The following is a 15,088-nucleotide window of genomic DNA, read 5'->3' on the forward strand; positions in this document are numbered from 1 at the left end:
GAAATGTGAAGATAAGTAATAACTTAATCTCTAAGAGAGGGTAGGTGAAATAATTAAAAAGTGAACAAATATAAATTTAGTTAGGCATAAAAAAGCCCTCTACTTGAGAGGGCTTTGATCTAAGTCATTTTAAGCTTCAATCGCCTGTACAGCGATTTTTTTTGCAGGATCAACTTTACGACGTACTTCCGGAACCGGTTCACCATAGTATTGACGATCTGCAAAGTAACTTGAACGTACCATCGGTGCTGACCAGATATTCTTAAAGCCAAGTTTACGACCATGTTCTGCATAACGTTCGAATTCTTCTGGCGTTACAAAACGGTCGATTGGTGCATGCTGTTTAGATGGCTGTAGATACTGGCCAATCGTTACATAATCTACGTCATGCGCTTTCAGGTCATCTAACAGAGCGAGAACTTCTTCTTCAGTTTCACCAATACCGACCATCAAACCACATTTGGTTGGAATTTCTGGGCAATAATCTTTAAACATTTTCAACAGATTTAAAGAGTGCTGATAATCAGAACCTGGACGCATGGCTTTATATAAACGTGGCACAGTTTCAATGTTGTGGTTAAACACATCTGGTGGACATTCAGTCATGATGCGTAAAGCGATGTCCATACGACCACGGAAATCAGGTACCAGAATTTCCAGCAAAGTCTTTGGACTCAAAGCACGTGCTTCTTTAATACAGTCCACAAAATGCTGTGCACCGCCATCCAGCAGGTCATCACGGTCTACTGAAGTGATGACTGCATATTTCAGACCCAGGTTGGCAATCGTTTCTGCCATATGACGCGGCTCGTCTGGATCGAGTGCATTTGGGCGACCATGTGCTACATCACAGAACGGACAGCGACGCGTACAAATATCACCCATAATCATAAAGGTTGCTGTACCCCCACCAAAACATTCAGGCAGGTTCGGACAGGCCGCTTCTTCACATACGGTATGCAGTTTTTGCTGACGAAGTGTAGTTTTAATACGCTGAACTTCCTCGGGAGCGGCCATTTTCACGCGGATCCAGTCCGGTTTACGTGGCGTTTCAACCGTAGGAACAACTTTTACAGGAATACGGGCGACCTTTTCTGCGCCGCGAAGTTTGATACCCTGTTCAGGTTTACGGTTTTCAGACATATATAACTTTTCCACTGTTTTGAAGGAGGGAGATAAATCAAAGTTAACACTTTTTTAATTATAACGAAACTCGAGTGAAATAGGGCGAAAAGGATTATTCATTTAAAAAATGTTCTTATCACACAATATATGTAAGTTAAATACACCAAATTGGCAGCAATTACGTCATAATATAGCGTAGATTAAAGCAAAATTTTTAAATTTTAAGGAGCGTTGAATGCCACGTAAAAAAGAGGTCGTTAGTGGGACTTTCGTTAAGTACGATGCGGTAGTTCTAGGTTCAGGCCCTGCGGGCGAAGGCGCGGCAATGAAACTTGCCAAATCTGGTAAGCGTGTTGCAATTGTGGATATGCGTGAACAGCTGGGTGGTAACTGTACTCACGTAGGTACGATTCCAAGTAAGGCATTGCGTCAAACGGTATCCAGCATTATCCGTTATCAACGTGATCCAATGTTTCAAAAAGTAGGTGAATGGAAACAATTCACCATGAAACAGGTACTGCGCAATGCACATAAAGTGATTCAGCAGCAGGTGGATACTCACTCACGTTTTTATGACCGTAACAAGATTGATATCTATCATGGTCGTGCTTACATTCAAGACGAAAATACGATCTTTGTATTCACACCAGATGGCATAAAAGAAACCATTATGTTCCAGCAACTGGTGATTGCGACTGGTTCGCGTCCATATCGTCCAGAGATTCTGGATTTCAATCATCCACGTGTATTTGATTCAGACAAAATTCTGGATCTGGATTTCTCGATCCAAAAAATCATTATTTATGGTGCAGGTGTGATTGGTTGTGAATATGCATCGATCTTTATTGGTCTGGGACATAAGGTTGACCTGATTAATACCCAACCAAAACTGCTGAGCTATTTGGATGATGAAATCTCTGATGCGCTGTCTTATCACTTACGTGAACAGGGTGTATTGATCCGTCATAATGAACAGATCGACTTCCTTGAAACTTCTGATGATTATGTGGTTCTGCATACACAAAGCGGCAAGAAAATTAAAGCTGATGCCATTCTGTGGTGTAATGGCCGTTCAGGGAATACTGACGGTTTAGGCCTTGAAAATATTGGTCTGAAACCAAATAGTCGTGGTCAATTAACCGTGAATGAGCAGTATCAGACTGAAGTCGAAAATATCTATGCTGCAGGTGACGTGATTGGCTGGCCATCATTGGCTTCTGCTGCCTATGACCAAGGTCGTTGCGCAGGTGCCAACATGAGCGGTGAACAAGACGTTGCACCGGTGACTGATATTCCGACTGGTATTTATACCATTCCGGAAATTTCTTCGATCGGTAAAACTGAGCAGCAGTTGACTGAAGAAAAAATCCCGTATGAAGTGGGTCAGGCTTCTTTCCGTCATCTGGCGCGTGCACAGATTACTGGTGATACGGTTGGTGAATTAAAAATCCTGTTCCACCGCGATACGCTGGAAGTTCTGGGTGTGCATTGCTTTGGTAATAATGCATCAGAGATTATCCATATTGGTCAGGCAGTCATGAACAGCCCGAACAATACGATCAAGTATTTTGTGGAAACTACATTCAACTATCCAACGATGGCAGAAGCTTATCGTGTGGCAACATTGAATGGTATGAACCGTTTATTCTAATTTGATTTATTCAGGTTAGATCAAAAACCCGCAAGTTCGATTTGCGGGTTTTTTATTTTATAGATTGAAAAAGTTCAATCTGGTCAGTAAGTCTAGTGATTAAGCTGCCATTTTGCGGCATTCTTCAGCACAGCGACGGCAAGCTTCGGCACATTGCTGGCAATGATCATCCTCATGATGGCCACATTCTTCTACACAATAATCGCAAGCTTTAGCACATAGCTCGTAAATCTCTTTGATAAATGGAGATTGCTTTTGTTGCATGCGGGCGCAGAGCTGACACAGATCAGCACAGTCCAGACAGCGCTGGATACATTCCCGCATCATTTCTAAATGTTCTTCTTTCAGGCAGGCACTGGCACAGTTAGTACAGGCCAGAGAGCAGGTCATACATGCGCGAACACAATCTGAAAACTGAATCTCGTTCATTTTCTTCTCCTTTTTGCAGCTATAGCAATGGCTTGTTTTTTTAATACGCTAAGCAGAAAAGGAAAAATACACTAGGCAGTTTGAGTGAGAAAAAGTAATCCGATTGCCGATTTTGTTAAAAGCTGTATTTTTAAAAAATTTAATTTAAAACCTCTATCCTGATATTCCCAAAATAGGATGACTAAAAATTTAAAAATAAAACCATTGAGGCGGTCATTCCTCAATGGCGGAAAATCTACATGATGAGTCGTTATTGTCGAAGGCTTAAATGACCTTTCTCTTTATTATATTTTTATGGTGATTAAAATGGACGACTACCTGCCAGGCTGATACGTTTTAATAAACGGCGCTGATCAGCAGGGAAAGGACGGCGTGAATGTAGAGTAACCTGATTGTCCCAGAATACGATATCGCCTGCTTCCCAATTGTGCTCATAAGCGAATTCAGGTTTTAAGACATGCTCACGTAATTTTGCAATCAGTTCATTGCCTGCCTGATCATCATAATTTACCAACTCAACTTCGGTATGAGTATTTAACCAAAGTGCTTTACGGCCAGATTCAGGATGGGTACGTACCAGTGGGTGCGGGTAGGCATGACCTAAAATTGGCTGATCTTTAAAGCGATATTTTGGCATATTACCCGCATAAGCATTACCACCTTTATTGCTCTGGAAGCGTACAAATGGATTATAGGTAATGAGCTGTAACTGATCGATTTGTGCTTTGGTTTCTTCATCCAATGCTTCATAAGCCTTGATGGTATTAATCCAGGACGTCTGACCACCGTCTTTTGGCAGTTCAATGGCATAGAGTAAAGAGCCAAAAGATGGTAAAGGTGTCCACTGGTGATCGGCATGCGGGGCAAGTTCACCATGGCCGGTGTAATCCCCTTGACCGACTGCGTTGGAAACGGGTACGACATCAGGTGGAGTGCCGGTATCTGTTTTAGAAGCCAGCACTGGCGTGTCGGCATCTGGACGGAAGATTGAACCGAAATAGGTGGCAAAGGCAAGATACTGTAGATCATCCAGACTTTGATTTTTAAAGATCAGGATCAAATGTTCAGCCAGAGCTTGCTTCAGACGCAGGATGGTTTCGCCAGATTGGGCTTTGCGGGCATCGAGGCCATAAACCACTGCGCCTAGGGCTTGATCTGTCTGCGGGACAATTTTAATTTCATCAGTATTCTGGAACTGATCTTGCTGATGCCAGCGTGGTGCATCGTGAATGGCTTGTGAAAGTTGGGTCAAGCTTGTCATTGGAAAGTCTCTGAATTTTCTTGTTGCAGAAAATCTAAAAAAATCCAGAGCAAAAATAAAATCACAAGAATTGCTAAACTTATGAAAAACCGAATAAAAATATCTAAATGATTGATTTGTTATCTTTTAATTAAAATGGCAAAACAAAGTCCTAAAGCTGCTGAAAAATGTCAAATATTTGACAATTAATGTGCACAAAACGCCTGATTAAAGTACTCAAACAGTTCTGGAGTCTGGCTCCAGAGCCATAAAGAAATAGAGAGGAGAAGTACCATCGCTACCGCAATGGAAAGCTTGAGCAGAAAGGTCGAATCAGTCATGTACGATTTGCTCCTCATTTACCCATAAGTGCACCAGTACGCCAAAAATACTTAAGGCAATCGACAACATCCATACCGCATTATAGTTGCCACTCATGTCATGGTTTACACCACCGAGCCAGCCGCCAAAGAATGAACCGACCTGATGGGTAAAGAATACAATCCCGCTGAGCATAGTTAGATATTTCACGCCAAACATATTGGCAACAATACCGTTGGTCAGTGGTACGGTGGAAAGCCATAATAATCCCATGATGACACCAAACGCATAGACCGTCCAGGTGCTTAAAGGCAGCATCAAAAAGGCGATAATCGCAATCCCGCGCAGACCGTATAAGCCCATTAGCAGACGTGGTTTGGAATACTTTCCACCGAGCCAGCCAGCCGTATAGGTACCGACAACATTAAACAGGCCCACCAGCGCCAGGAAAATGGTGCCAGTTGTAGCATTGAATCCATGATCAATCAGATAACCCGGCAGGTGAATCCCGATAAAGACCACCTGAAAGCCACAGACAAAAAAGCCCATCGCCAGAAACCAGAACGGCTTATGGTTTTTGACTACCACTAAAATCTGTTTAAAGCTGAGAGATACCTTATTCGGCGTAGATACAGTATTTGGATCGACATACATCGGGGCTTTTAGCATCCAGGCCAAAGGTACAATCAAAGCGATTAAAATTGCGCTGACGACAAGTGCTGCTGACCAGCCGACATTCTGTAAAAGTAACAGCGTTGAGGGCAGCATAATAAACTGGCCGAAGGAGCCTGCTGCACTGGCAATCCCCATTGCCAGACTGCGTTTTTCAGATGGTGCAGCTCGTCCAACCGCAGACAATAAAACCGGGAAAGAGGTGGCAGACAAGGCCAGACCTAAAATCAGTCCGACGCTGAGATTCAATAATAATCCGGTTGAACTGACAGCCATCAATAACAGGCCAAGCGCATATAAAGCACCGCCAATGGCAACGACAATCTTGCTGCCATATTTATCAGCGAAGGCACCAGTAATGGGCTGAACAGCACCCCAGATCAGGTTTTGCATGGCAATGGCTAAACTAAAGACATTATGACCCCAGCCAAATTCTTCACTCATTGGCACCAGATATAGGCCAAATGCATGACGAATCCCCAAAGATAAAGCCAGAATAATGGCAGCGCCAATCAGCATAAAAATCAGGGTTCTGGAAAATTGACTGTCAGCCATAAGTCATTCATGCATATAAAGTTGATAGGTATAGTATTCGATTCAACCTAGAGAGGCGATAAAATAAAAATTAATCAAACGATAAATTTTTTTTATAGCTGTATATAACGTCAGAAAACAGAACAACGGCCGTAGCCGTTGTTCTGAAGTATTCAGTTTTTTTAATGAAAGAATTAATTGATTAGAAACGCATCCCGAATCCGGCATAGGCCAGAATTGGATTAACTTCAATATCGGCTTTGGAGCGAATCAGTTCACCTAGATTTGCATCTGTTACCGTAATCGTGGTGTCATTTTTCAGATGAGCATAAGATACAGAACCTACCGCGAACCAGGTATCATTAAAGTCATAAGTGAAGCCGACAGTCGCGACAGGAGCAAAGGCATCAGACGCTTCCAGATCTACTGTAGGATTGGCATTGCTCGGTTTACCTTCCAGTGAAGCTCCGGCATTGCCTTCTTTGATATTGGCAATCATATGACCGGCTGCAATCAAATCCTGTTCAGTACGCGGGTTAATCTCCAATTCATTAAAGTAAGCGTACATTACCCCTAAGCCGACATAAGGGCGAAACTTATTAACTCCGGTTTTTCCAAAATGATATTGTAATTCAAAGGCAGGCGTCCAAGCACGTGCTGACGCTGCAGGACCATGAGCTTCTAAATCAGTAATAAAAATATCATTTTGCAGATCGATATTCAGGAATTCTAAAGGCAAACTACCGATTTGAGGTGTAGCGATCGCAGCGAAAGGAGCATAAATTTTTCCTTTGCCCTGTAAGTCCACTTTGGGTGGAATGCCGGCTTTCATTTCAAGTGATACGTGATCGGTAAAAAAGTAATTACTTAAAATCCCAAGGGTAGTGACATCATCTGCTTCCAGACCTGTGCCTGGATTATTCCACTCCTCCAACCCTTGAATTCGTGAACTACCGCTGAGTCCACTACCTAATTCACCACCGGTAAAAAAACCCAGAAATTCTAATGCTGCTGCAAGACCCTCTTGGTCAACATTAGAATTCAAGTTATTCAATACGGTATCGACTTGAATAGCACCATTTCTGGCAACTTCACCATTTTTTACAGCAGTATTAACTTGAAAGGGCTGAGCTTTTCCTTGTGGCATGACATGCAGTGCACCGACTGAAACGGAAAATCGTTTAAAGCCATCGCCATCCTGTAGGCTGAAATATGGGGATTCTGCATGTGCAAGCAGGGGTAATGTGGCTAGACCTGCCATGCATACCATGATTGTCTTCATTGTTCAGAGGACTCCTTGTCCGTGGTAGTTATTTGTTTTTCTATTGAACAATTTAGTTAAATCTCACCAATTTACACAGTTACAGAACGAGTAGTGAAAAGTTAACAGAAAGTAAAAAATGCCAAAGTTTGTATAAATTGTATTAATAAAATATATATTTATGTAAAAATTATTATGAATAGTGAAGATAAATAGGATATTAATTTTTATAAAATTTTCAGTTTTATCGAAGTAATAGAATAAGAAGTAATAGAATAATAAGTGGGTAACATTTTTCTCATTAATCTAAGTTTTAAATAATGATTTAAGCTTTCTATCCTGGACGTGATTTGTACAAGAAATCAGGAAATTTTCTGCTTTAAACTCACTAGAAAAAGCTTGAATAAATTTAGCTAACCGATGGTACACAGCAGATAGAGTTTTTTTGTACAATAGCCGCATAAATTATTGAGTATTGCGCATGAGCTCCCAAAATTCTCCCAAGAAAAAGCCACTGGTTAATTTACCTTTTCCATTAAAACAGGCAGAACAATCTGCTTCAGATGAAGTTCTGGAAGATCTGCGACCTAAACCGCAGCGTTATGCTGATCGGACCTGGATGCCACCTCGTGGTACACGCCGTTCAATGGGCAAACGTTAATAAATAAAAAAGCCATGAAGTTCATGGCTTTTTTATGAGTAAAATTTGAGATTTTCTTAGCGAACTGTTTTACGCGCCTTATTTTCAGGTTTTGGCGGGGCAATCTCACGATCGCCTTTCCAGACATCAATAAAGTCTTTTTCATTGATATTATAAAGTTCTAGTAGCGCCAGAATCACAGCACCAAACAGCATGGAACCTTCAGAATTGTTCTGGAAATCAAAAATCTTGCCATTCAGGTTATGCAGAATATCTTCAATCTCGAATACACGATCACGACCATTGCTGTCGACTGGATAAATCTGAGTATTGAGCAGAATCTTGGCCAGACTCTTTTCATTATCGGTCAGTGCCAGAACATCAATTAGCTCATCTGTCGCCGGAGTAAAAATCACCGAATCCCGAAAGATAGTATGCAGGAATTGCGACGTAATTTTCGGAAGCGCTTTTTCTACAAAAGGCCGGAATGACTGGGGGAAAATGACATTGTGAGAAATGCCTTTAAACATCGGAGCGATTTCTTCAACTTTATAACCTGCAATGCCACAACCGACCGAAGTAATAAAATATTTAATTTTAGGATGGTTCTTGGTGTAAATCTTAAAGTCATCAATATAGTGCTGGATCTGTGAGAGAGGCATCTGTTGCAAATGCTCATTCATAGTCGGAATGGCATAACTTTGGCCTGCCCAGCCACGACCAACCCCCATGACCGCCCCAAAATGCTCATAAGCTGTTCGAGCTGCGCCTCCGGCATGTTGTCCAGCCAAGTTGCTTCCGAAAACAAATACCGTATTTTCTGGCAGAGATTTAACAATACTTTCATCGTGATAATGGTAAGTCATGGCTTTTTTATTCGATATCCTGATTGATTTCATGTTGCCTTTGAAACGGGCAGGGGTCAAGGCATTATTGTGCAGCATTACCCAAACAGATACGTCAAAATTCCGCCAATAATCCAGAATAGGATACCGAACAAACCTAAATAGAGTTGCTGTCTAAAAATGCTTAATTTATTCTTTTGCATAAGTGACGGCCTTTTATAAAAAGTACTTATTCAATAAGGCACCAATGACCAAGAACAAATAGAAAAGACCCATACAAAATATGATTGTGCCCATATAGCGGAATTGGTTCTTAGTAGCGATTTCACGATAGTCTTTATCTTTCATGATTTTGCCTGTTTTTTATAATTTTATAGATCTCAATTTTATACTCATTAATGTTATATGTTTCAAAGCAATTTGGATTGTTCTGTCCCTTATTCATCAAATTTGAACTGAGTAAAGCAATATAAAATAATGACAATGATCCTGTTTTATTTTACTAAACAGAAACCTGGATAGGGATTGAGTAATTCAGTTTTACCCCCATAATAAATTGAGTCGATATCCGCAGTGAAATGATTAAAGCTATGAGTGATAAACAACCCTTTGAACTGGTGACCAATTATCAACCTGCTGGCGATCAGCCACAGGCCATTGAAAAGCTGGTCAAGGGTATAGAAAAAGGCTATCACGATCAGCTTTTGCTGGGGGTTACCGGTTCAGGTAAAACCTATACTATGGCCAATGTCATCGCCCGTACCCAGCGTCCGACTATTGTCATGGCCCATAACAAAACGCTGGCTGCACAGCTTTATGGCGAATTTAAAGCATTTTTCCCGAATAATGCGGTTGAATATTTCGTCAGTTATTATGATTACTATCAGCCAGAAGCCTATGTGCCATCTTCAGATACCTTTATCGAGAAAGATGCGGCAATTAATGATCACATTGACCAGATGCGTCTTTCGGCAACCCGTGCACTTTTAGAACGTCGCGACGCGATTATTGTCGCTTCTGTTTCTGCGATTTACGGTCTGGGTGATCCGAATGCCTATATGAGCATGTTGCTGCATGTGGTGGAAGGTGACCGGATTGGCCGTGATGATATTATCCGTCGTTTGGTCGAAATGCAGTATTCCCGTAATGAACTGGAATTCCTGCGCGGTACGTATCGTATTCGTGGTGAGATTATTGATATTTTCCCTGCCGAATCGGATCAGGATGCCATCCGGATTGAGCTGTTTGATGATGAAGTCGACTCCATTCGCTGGTTTGATCCTTTAACCGGGAAAATGATCCGTAAAGTGCCGCGTGTCACGATCTATCCTAAAAGTCACTATGTAACACCGAAAGACAATTTGGCTCGCGCGATTGAAACCATTCGAGATGAGTTAAAAGAACGTCTAGTCTTTTTCCGTGAAAATGACAAGTTGCTGGAAGCTCAGCGGATCGAGCAGCGTACCCGTTATGATCTGGAAATGATGCAGCAGCTCGGTTATACCAACGGTATCGAAAACTATTCACGTCATTTATCGGGTCGTCCGGCAGGCGAAGCACCGCCGACGCTTTTTGATTATGTACCCGATGATGCCTTGCTGATTATCGATGAATCGCACGTGACTGTTCCACAAATTGGAGCCATGTACAAAGGTGACCGTTCCCGTAAAGAAAATCTGGTGAATTACGGTTTCCGCTTGCCAAGTGCACTGGATAACCGTCCAATGAAATTTGAGGAATGGGAACGTATTGTACCGACGACCGTGTACGTCAGTGCCACACCTGCAAGATATGAACTGGAAAAATCTGAACAGGTGGTCGAGCAGGTGGTTCGTCCAACCGGTCTGATTGATCCGGAAATTGAAATCCGTCCAGTCTTGACGCAGGTCGATGATGTATTGTCTGAAATCAATATCCGTAAGGAAATGAATGAACGTGTGCTGGTAACGACATTGACCAAGCGCATGGCAGAAGACCTGACGTCTTATTTAAAAGAATACGGAATCAAGGTTGCCTATTTACACTCCGATATTGATACCGTAGAGCGTGTGAAAATTATTCATGAGCTGCGTACCGGTGTGCATGATGTTCTGGTCGGCATTAACCTGCTGCGTGAAGGTCTGGATATGCCAGAAGTTTCACTGGTTGCGATTCTGGATGCGGATAAAGAAGGTTTTCTGCGTTCAGAGCGTTCACTGATTCAGACTATTGGTCGTGCTGCGCGTAACTTGAAAGGTAAAGCGATTTTATATGCGGATCGCATCACCGATTCTATGCAAAAAGCCATTGATGAGACTGAACGCCGTCGTGCCAAGCAGATTCAGTTCAATGAAGAGCATGGTATTACACCACGTAGTGCAGTACGTCAGGTGATTAAGGAAATTGATACAGGCGAAGTGCTGGATGATGAAACTATTGAGCTGAAAGCTTCCGATCAGGCCCGTGCGATCAGTGCAGATGAACGCCATATCATGGCCGATCCAAAGATGTTCGCGAAGCATATCAATAAACTGGAAAAAGAAATGCTCAAGGCTTCAAAAGAACTACAGTTTGAGCAGGCTGCACGTATACGGGATGAAATTTTACGTTTAAAAGCACAGATGTTAAGTTAGGTCTGTGTGTAAATTACAGATTTAAATTACGTAAAATCAATCACAAACCTAACATAATGCTACAAAGTATGTCTGCTGATGCCGCTATTGTAAGTACGAAATATTCATGTTGAAAATTTTGTCCTGATCAAATAGGTATCGTATGACAACTAAAAATAATCTCCCTCATGCGGGGTTGAAACTTGCAAAAATTGCAGTGGGTGGTGCAGTTCTACTTGGACTCGGGGCTGCAACCATGGCTTATGCCAAGAACGATTCTTTACCCACTGTAGAGAAAGTTGAACTGGACCGCTATTTGGGCACCTGGTATGAAGTGGCTCGTAAACCACTTACATTCCAGAACAAGTGTGATCGTGACGTTACGGCGACGTATACATTAAATGAAAATGGTAACGTTAATGTAGATAACCGCTGTATCCAGAAAAATGGTCAGGTGACCCAATCAGTGGGTGAGGCATACATTCAGAATGCACCTTATAATACCAAGCTCAAAGTAAGTTTCTTGCCAGAGTTTATTCGCTGGTTGCCAGTGGGCCGTGGCGATTATTGGGTATTAAAACTGGATGATAATTATCAAACTGTACTGGTCGGCGAGCCTAAACGTAAATATATGTGGGTATTGTCACGTGATCCTCAACTGGATCAGAACGTGGTGAATGAATACCTGCAATATGCGCAATCTGTGGGTTATGATTTGAGTGATGTGATTCATACCAAACAGACCCAACAGGCAAGAAAATAAAAGGCCAATCGGGTTATGTATAAAAACCATGCTTCGGCATGGTTTTTTAATGCTTCTCTTTTTTGAATTATATATTTTGCCTTGCTATCACCTTTGGTCAGATGAATCTTCAAGCTTTATTTTAGACTAATCGTTATAATACGCTGGAATGATCTTGGGTTTGAAGCATGTATAAAGGCATTGCATTATCGGTATTGGCATCAGTGGTATTTGGTGTTCTTTATATATTCACGCCATTGTTGCAGCCTCTAGATAGTGAACAAACCTTTGCGTGGCGGATGCTGGCAACAATTCCATTTTTGACTGCCTTTATGTGGTGGTCAGGTGACCTCAGCCATATTACTCAAATTTTAAAACGCATTCTCAAACAACCTGCTTTTCTGATCTGGCTGATCATCAGTTCCTTGTTATGTACGACCCAACTGTGGCTCTTTTTATGGGGACCAATTAATGGTCGCGGTTTACAGGTATCCCTAGGATATTTCCTGTTGCCGCTAGTTATGGTTCTAGTCGGATGTGTACTTTATAAGGAAAAGCTGTCGCGCTGGCAGATGGCAGCAGTCGCACTGGCCATATTAGGTGTAGGACATGAAATCTGGCGGATCGGTTTCATTGCCTGGGAAACGGTGTATGTGGCACTGGCATATCCGCTGTATTTCTTTATGCGCCGTAAATTTCAGACGGATCATTTAGGCGGTTTCTGGTGGGACCTCTTCATCATTCTGCCTGTCGCGATTTATCTGGGCTTTATTCATAGCGATTCCATGCAACTGATCCTTAATGCACAGCATCTGATTTTTGCGGTATTGGGTCTAGGCTTTCTAAGTGCGTTAGGATTGGGAAGTTATATTCTGGCGAGCCGTTATTTGCCATTTGTTATTTTTGGGCTATTAAGTTATCTGGAACCAGTACTTTTGGCTTTTGCGTCTATGGCATTAGGGGAGCGGGTTGAAGCCGGCGAATGGCTGACTTATCTCCCGATCTGGCTGGCCGTCGTATTGTTGGTAATTGAAGGTATTTTGCATTTACGTCAGCAAAAGCTGAAACAACGCGAACTTATGCAAAAAGTCGAGAAGCTGGAACAATATAAAGAAAAATGATTTTATAAAATATTAAATTCCAGATCGTGCAGCTTTAATTAGACAATATTTGTAGATTGTCAGTCTAGATAATGTAAAATTCGAGACATACATCACAAAATAACAAGATATCACGATTTATTTGGGGAATTGTATGTCGGAAATCGCTATTCCATATCAGTTACGTGCCCGCCTGTCACAGCTAGAACCAAGTCTGGATCTGGAATGGCAGCGTGAACTCAGAACAGTTCTGGCTGATGTATCTGCCGAGCTTAAAGAAAGTATCGATTTTCAGATTTTAAAACCCAAAAAAATTCTCTGGGATCGTGATGCCAATCAATATCGATACCAGGCTCAACACTCGGTCGAGTTGCTCAGTCAAAAGTTTTTAAATGACCGGATGCGTTATTATGCCAGCACCTTTGCCTTATCCTTGCAAAGCCTGAAGGGCTTAAATGACAGTTTGCAGATTGCGGATTATCTGGAAAATGCACTTGAGCAAATTGATAAAATCGAAGTCGATGAAAACTTTCAGATGCAGCGTGAAAAGCTGGAACTGCGCCGAACCTTTTTGCTAAATGCTGCTGAAATTATCCGTGAACTGACGTTGCAACCTTTAGAAGGGGTGCGCCAGCTGACTGAAGAGCATGTGAAATGCTTTATTACCGAGGTGTTTATCAAGCAGCAACTCCTTGGTTATTGGTACAAACCTCTATTAAAAAAACAAACCGTGGAAATGAAACATCCGCTGTTTCGCTATTTCCTGATCAAAGAACAAGAAATCCGTCATTTTGATATTGTCCGTACTTCGCAATTTTTATTCATTGTTGCGCCAGTGATGGATGTACAACAGAATCCATATTCTATTCGCCGTTTCCTGATTGAAGAAAAGGGTGCACTTGAAGATCAGGTTTACCTGAATGTTCTTGTCCTGGATTTGAAAGAGGATATGGATGAGGAAGTGGTCGAAACGCTGAAATCACAGATGCAACGTATGGTAACCTTGCAAAGCCAGATTCATCTGGACGTGATTGATATTGTGCATGATCTGGAACAGATCTCAGAACAGAAGCTACTGCCTTTACTAGTTGAACCCATTCAGGTGGTAGAAAAAAATGCCGATGTGGTGGCACAGCGACATTTGAAAAACTTTGAGGAAATTCTGACTCGGGAATTGTTATTACCCATGCGTGATGCGATTCGTGATCATCTTTCTCATATTGAAGAATTTTCTTATCTATATTTGCACGTCCATAAAATCTTTTCTGAAATACTGGCCTATTACCGTGATTTCAAATCGCAGCCAGCGTTTATGTTTAACCAATATATCCAGAATTTTGAATATAAATTACTGGGATTTATTCGCCTGCTGGAAAAACGCAAAGGTGAAACCTTTATTCCGACCAACTCGCATGAGTGGCAGGTGATGCACCAGCGTTCCGAGCAGCCGGTCAAGGATATTCAGTCTACAATTGCAGATAATGTACAGCAATATCGGGATTTGAAAAAATATATCAATATGCTGCATCGTCAAAAGAGAGAGCATGAGAAGAAGTCCATTTTCAAGAAACTATGGACTAAGGACACTTCAGATCAGGATATTGAAATCGCACTGAACAGATTGCAGCAGTTAAAGCGCAGCATGTTCCTGGAAATTATTCAGGTTCCACGTACCTATGAAAACAGCAGTGTTTTTCTGGAATTTGAAAGTTTACAGAATCTACAGCAGGTCGAACGCCACTATGCTTTCCCATGTGGAGATAACGGTTTGACCCGCTTACCAATCCTGATTCATTTGCCAGAAACCTATGACGATTTTGATGTAGAAAACTTCAATGCATCCATGAGTCTGGACATGAATTTTTCAGCAGGAACCAAAGTGCAGCTTAATCAGGAAAATGCCATCAGCTATGAACTCTAGTTTTGGCTGAATAAAC

Annotated in this window: 13 protein-coding genes; 6 read left to right on the forward strand and 7 right to left on the reverse strand. The window is 41.8% G+C overall.

Going from position 1 to position 15,088, the window contains the following annotated elements; all coding sequences use genetic code 11:
- Positions 1 to 129 precede the first annotated feature (129 nt).
- A complete protein-coding gene (lipA, locus tag AC4MBN_RS04780; protein ID WP_004782741.1) occupies positions 130 to 1,143 on the reverse strand; it encodes a lipoyl synthase in 1,014 nt (337 codons plus the stop codon).
- 217 nt (positions 1,144 to 1,360) lie between these two features.
- Between lipA and sthA the strand changes: the two genes are divergently transcribed.
- A complete protein-coding gene (gene sthA, locus AC4MBN_RS04785; RefSeq protein WP_005234884.1) occupies positions 1,361 to 2,776 on the forward strand; it encodes a Si-specific NAD(P)(+) transhydrogenase in 1,416 nt (471 codons plus the stop codon).
- Between the two features lie 99 nt (positions 2,777 to 2,875).
- Here sthA and AC4MBN_RS04790 read toward each other — a convergent pair whose 3' ends face one another.
- From AC4MBN_RS04790 to AC4MBN_RS04810, 5 genes are all read right to left on the reverse strand, one after another.
- Entirely contained in the window at positions 2,876 to 3,205 is a 330-nt protein-coding gene (locus tag AC4MBN_RS04790; protein WP_491880756.1) for a four-helix bundle copper-binding protein, read from the reverse strand.
- A gap of 301 nt (positions 3,206 to 3,506) precedes the next feature.
- A complete protein-coding gene (locus AC4MBN_RS04795) occupies positions 3,507 to 4,466 on the reverse strand; it encodes a TauD/TfdA dioxygenase family protein (RefSeq protein WP_312533799.1) in 960 nt (319 codons plus the stop codon).
- A gap of 185 nt (positions 4,467 to 4,651) precedes the next feature.
- A complete protein-coding gene (locus AC4MBN_RS04800) occupies positions 4,652 to 4,786 on the reverse strand; it encodes a hypothetical protein (protein ID WP_277343749.1) in 135 nt (44 codons plus the stop codon).
- On the reverse strand, positions 4,779 to 5,993 hold the full coding sequence (locus AC4MBN_RS04805) for an MFS transporter (protein WP_491880757.1): 1,215 nt from the start codon (positions 5,991 to 5,993) through the stop codon (positions 4,779 to 4,781). Before AC4MBN_RS04805 ends, AC4MBN_RS04800 begins: the two co-directional genes overlap by 8 nt.
- A 181-nt stretch (positions 5,994 to 6,174) precedes the next feature.
- Complete coding sequence (locus AC4MBN_RS04810; protein ID WP_166137148.1) at positions 6,175 to 7,254, reverse strand: OmpW/AlkL family protein; 1,080 nt, start codon at positions 7,252 to 7,254, stop codon at positions 6,175 to 6,177.
- Positions 7,255 to 7,714: 460 nt separating this feature from the next.
- On the opposite strand from AC4MBN_RS04810, the gene AC4MBN_RS04815 reads away from it, so the two are divergent.
- Entirely contained in the window at positions 7,715 to 7,894 is a 180-nt protein-coding gene (locus AC4MBN_RS04815) for a hypothetical protein (protein ID WP_004782731.1), read from the forward strand.
- A gap of 56 nt (positions 7,895 to 7,950) precedes the next feature.
- On the opposite strand, the gene AC4MBN_RS04820 is transcribed toward AC4MBN_RS04815, so the two are convergent.
- On the reverse strand, positions 7,951 to 8,739 hold the full coding sequence (locus tag AC4MBN_RS04820; protein ID WP_034580895.1) for an A1S_2505 family phage non-structural protein: 789 nt from the start codon (positions 8,737 to 8,739) through the stop codon (positions 7,951 to 7,953).
- A 569-nt stretch (positions 8,740 to 9,308) separates the two neighbouring features.
- On the opposite strand from AC4MBN_RS04820, the gene uvrB reads away from it, so the two are divergent.
- From uvrB to AC4MBN_RS04840, 4 genes are all read left to right on the forward strand, one after another.
- Complete coding sequence (gene uvrB, locus AC4MBN_RS04825; protein ID WP_034170047.1) at positions 9,309 to 11,330, forward strand: excinuclease ABC subunit UvrB; 2,022 nt, start codon at positions 9,309 to 9,311, stop codon at positions 11,328 to 11,330.
- A gap of 142 nt (positions 11,331 to 11,472) precedes the next feature.
- A complete protein-coding gene (locus AC4MBN_RS04830) occupies positions 11,473 to 12,072 on the forward strand; it encodes a lipocalin family protein (protein WP_004782725.1) in 600 nt (199 codons plus the stop codon).
- Between the two features lie 167 nt (positions 12,073 to 12,239).
- Entirely contained in the window at positions 12,240 to 13,172 is a 933-nt protein-coding gene (rarD, locus tag AC4MBN_RS04835) for an EamA family transporter RarD (protein WP_491880758.1), read from the forward strand.
- A 133-nt stretch (positions 13,173 to 13,305) separates the two neighbouring features.
- On the forward strand, positions 13,306 to 15,072 hold the full coding sequence (locus AC4MBN_RS04840) for a hypothetical protein (protein WP_491880759.1): 1,767 nt from the start codon (positions 13,306 to 13,308) through the stop codon (positions 15,070 to 15,072).
- Positions 15,073 to 15,088: the final 16 nt, after the last annotated feature.

The sequence above is a fragment of the Acinetobacter sp. CAU_H_60 genome (genome assembly GCF_058599385.1).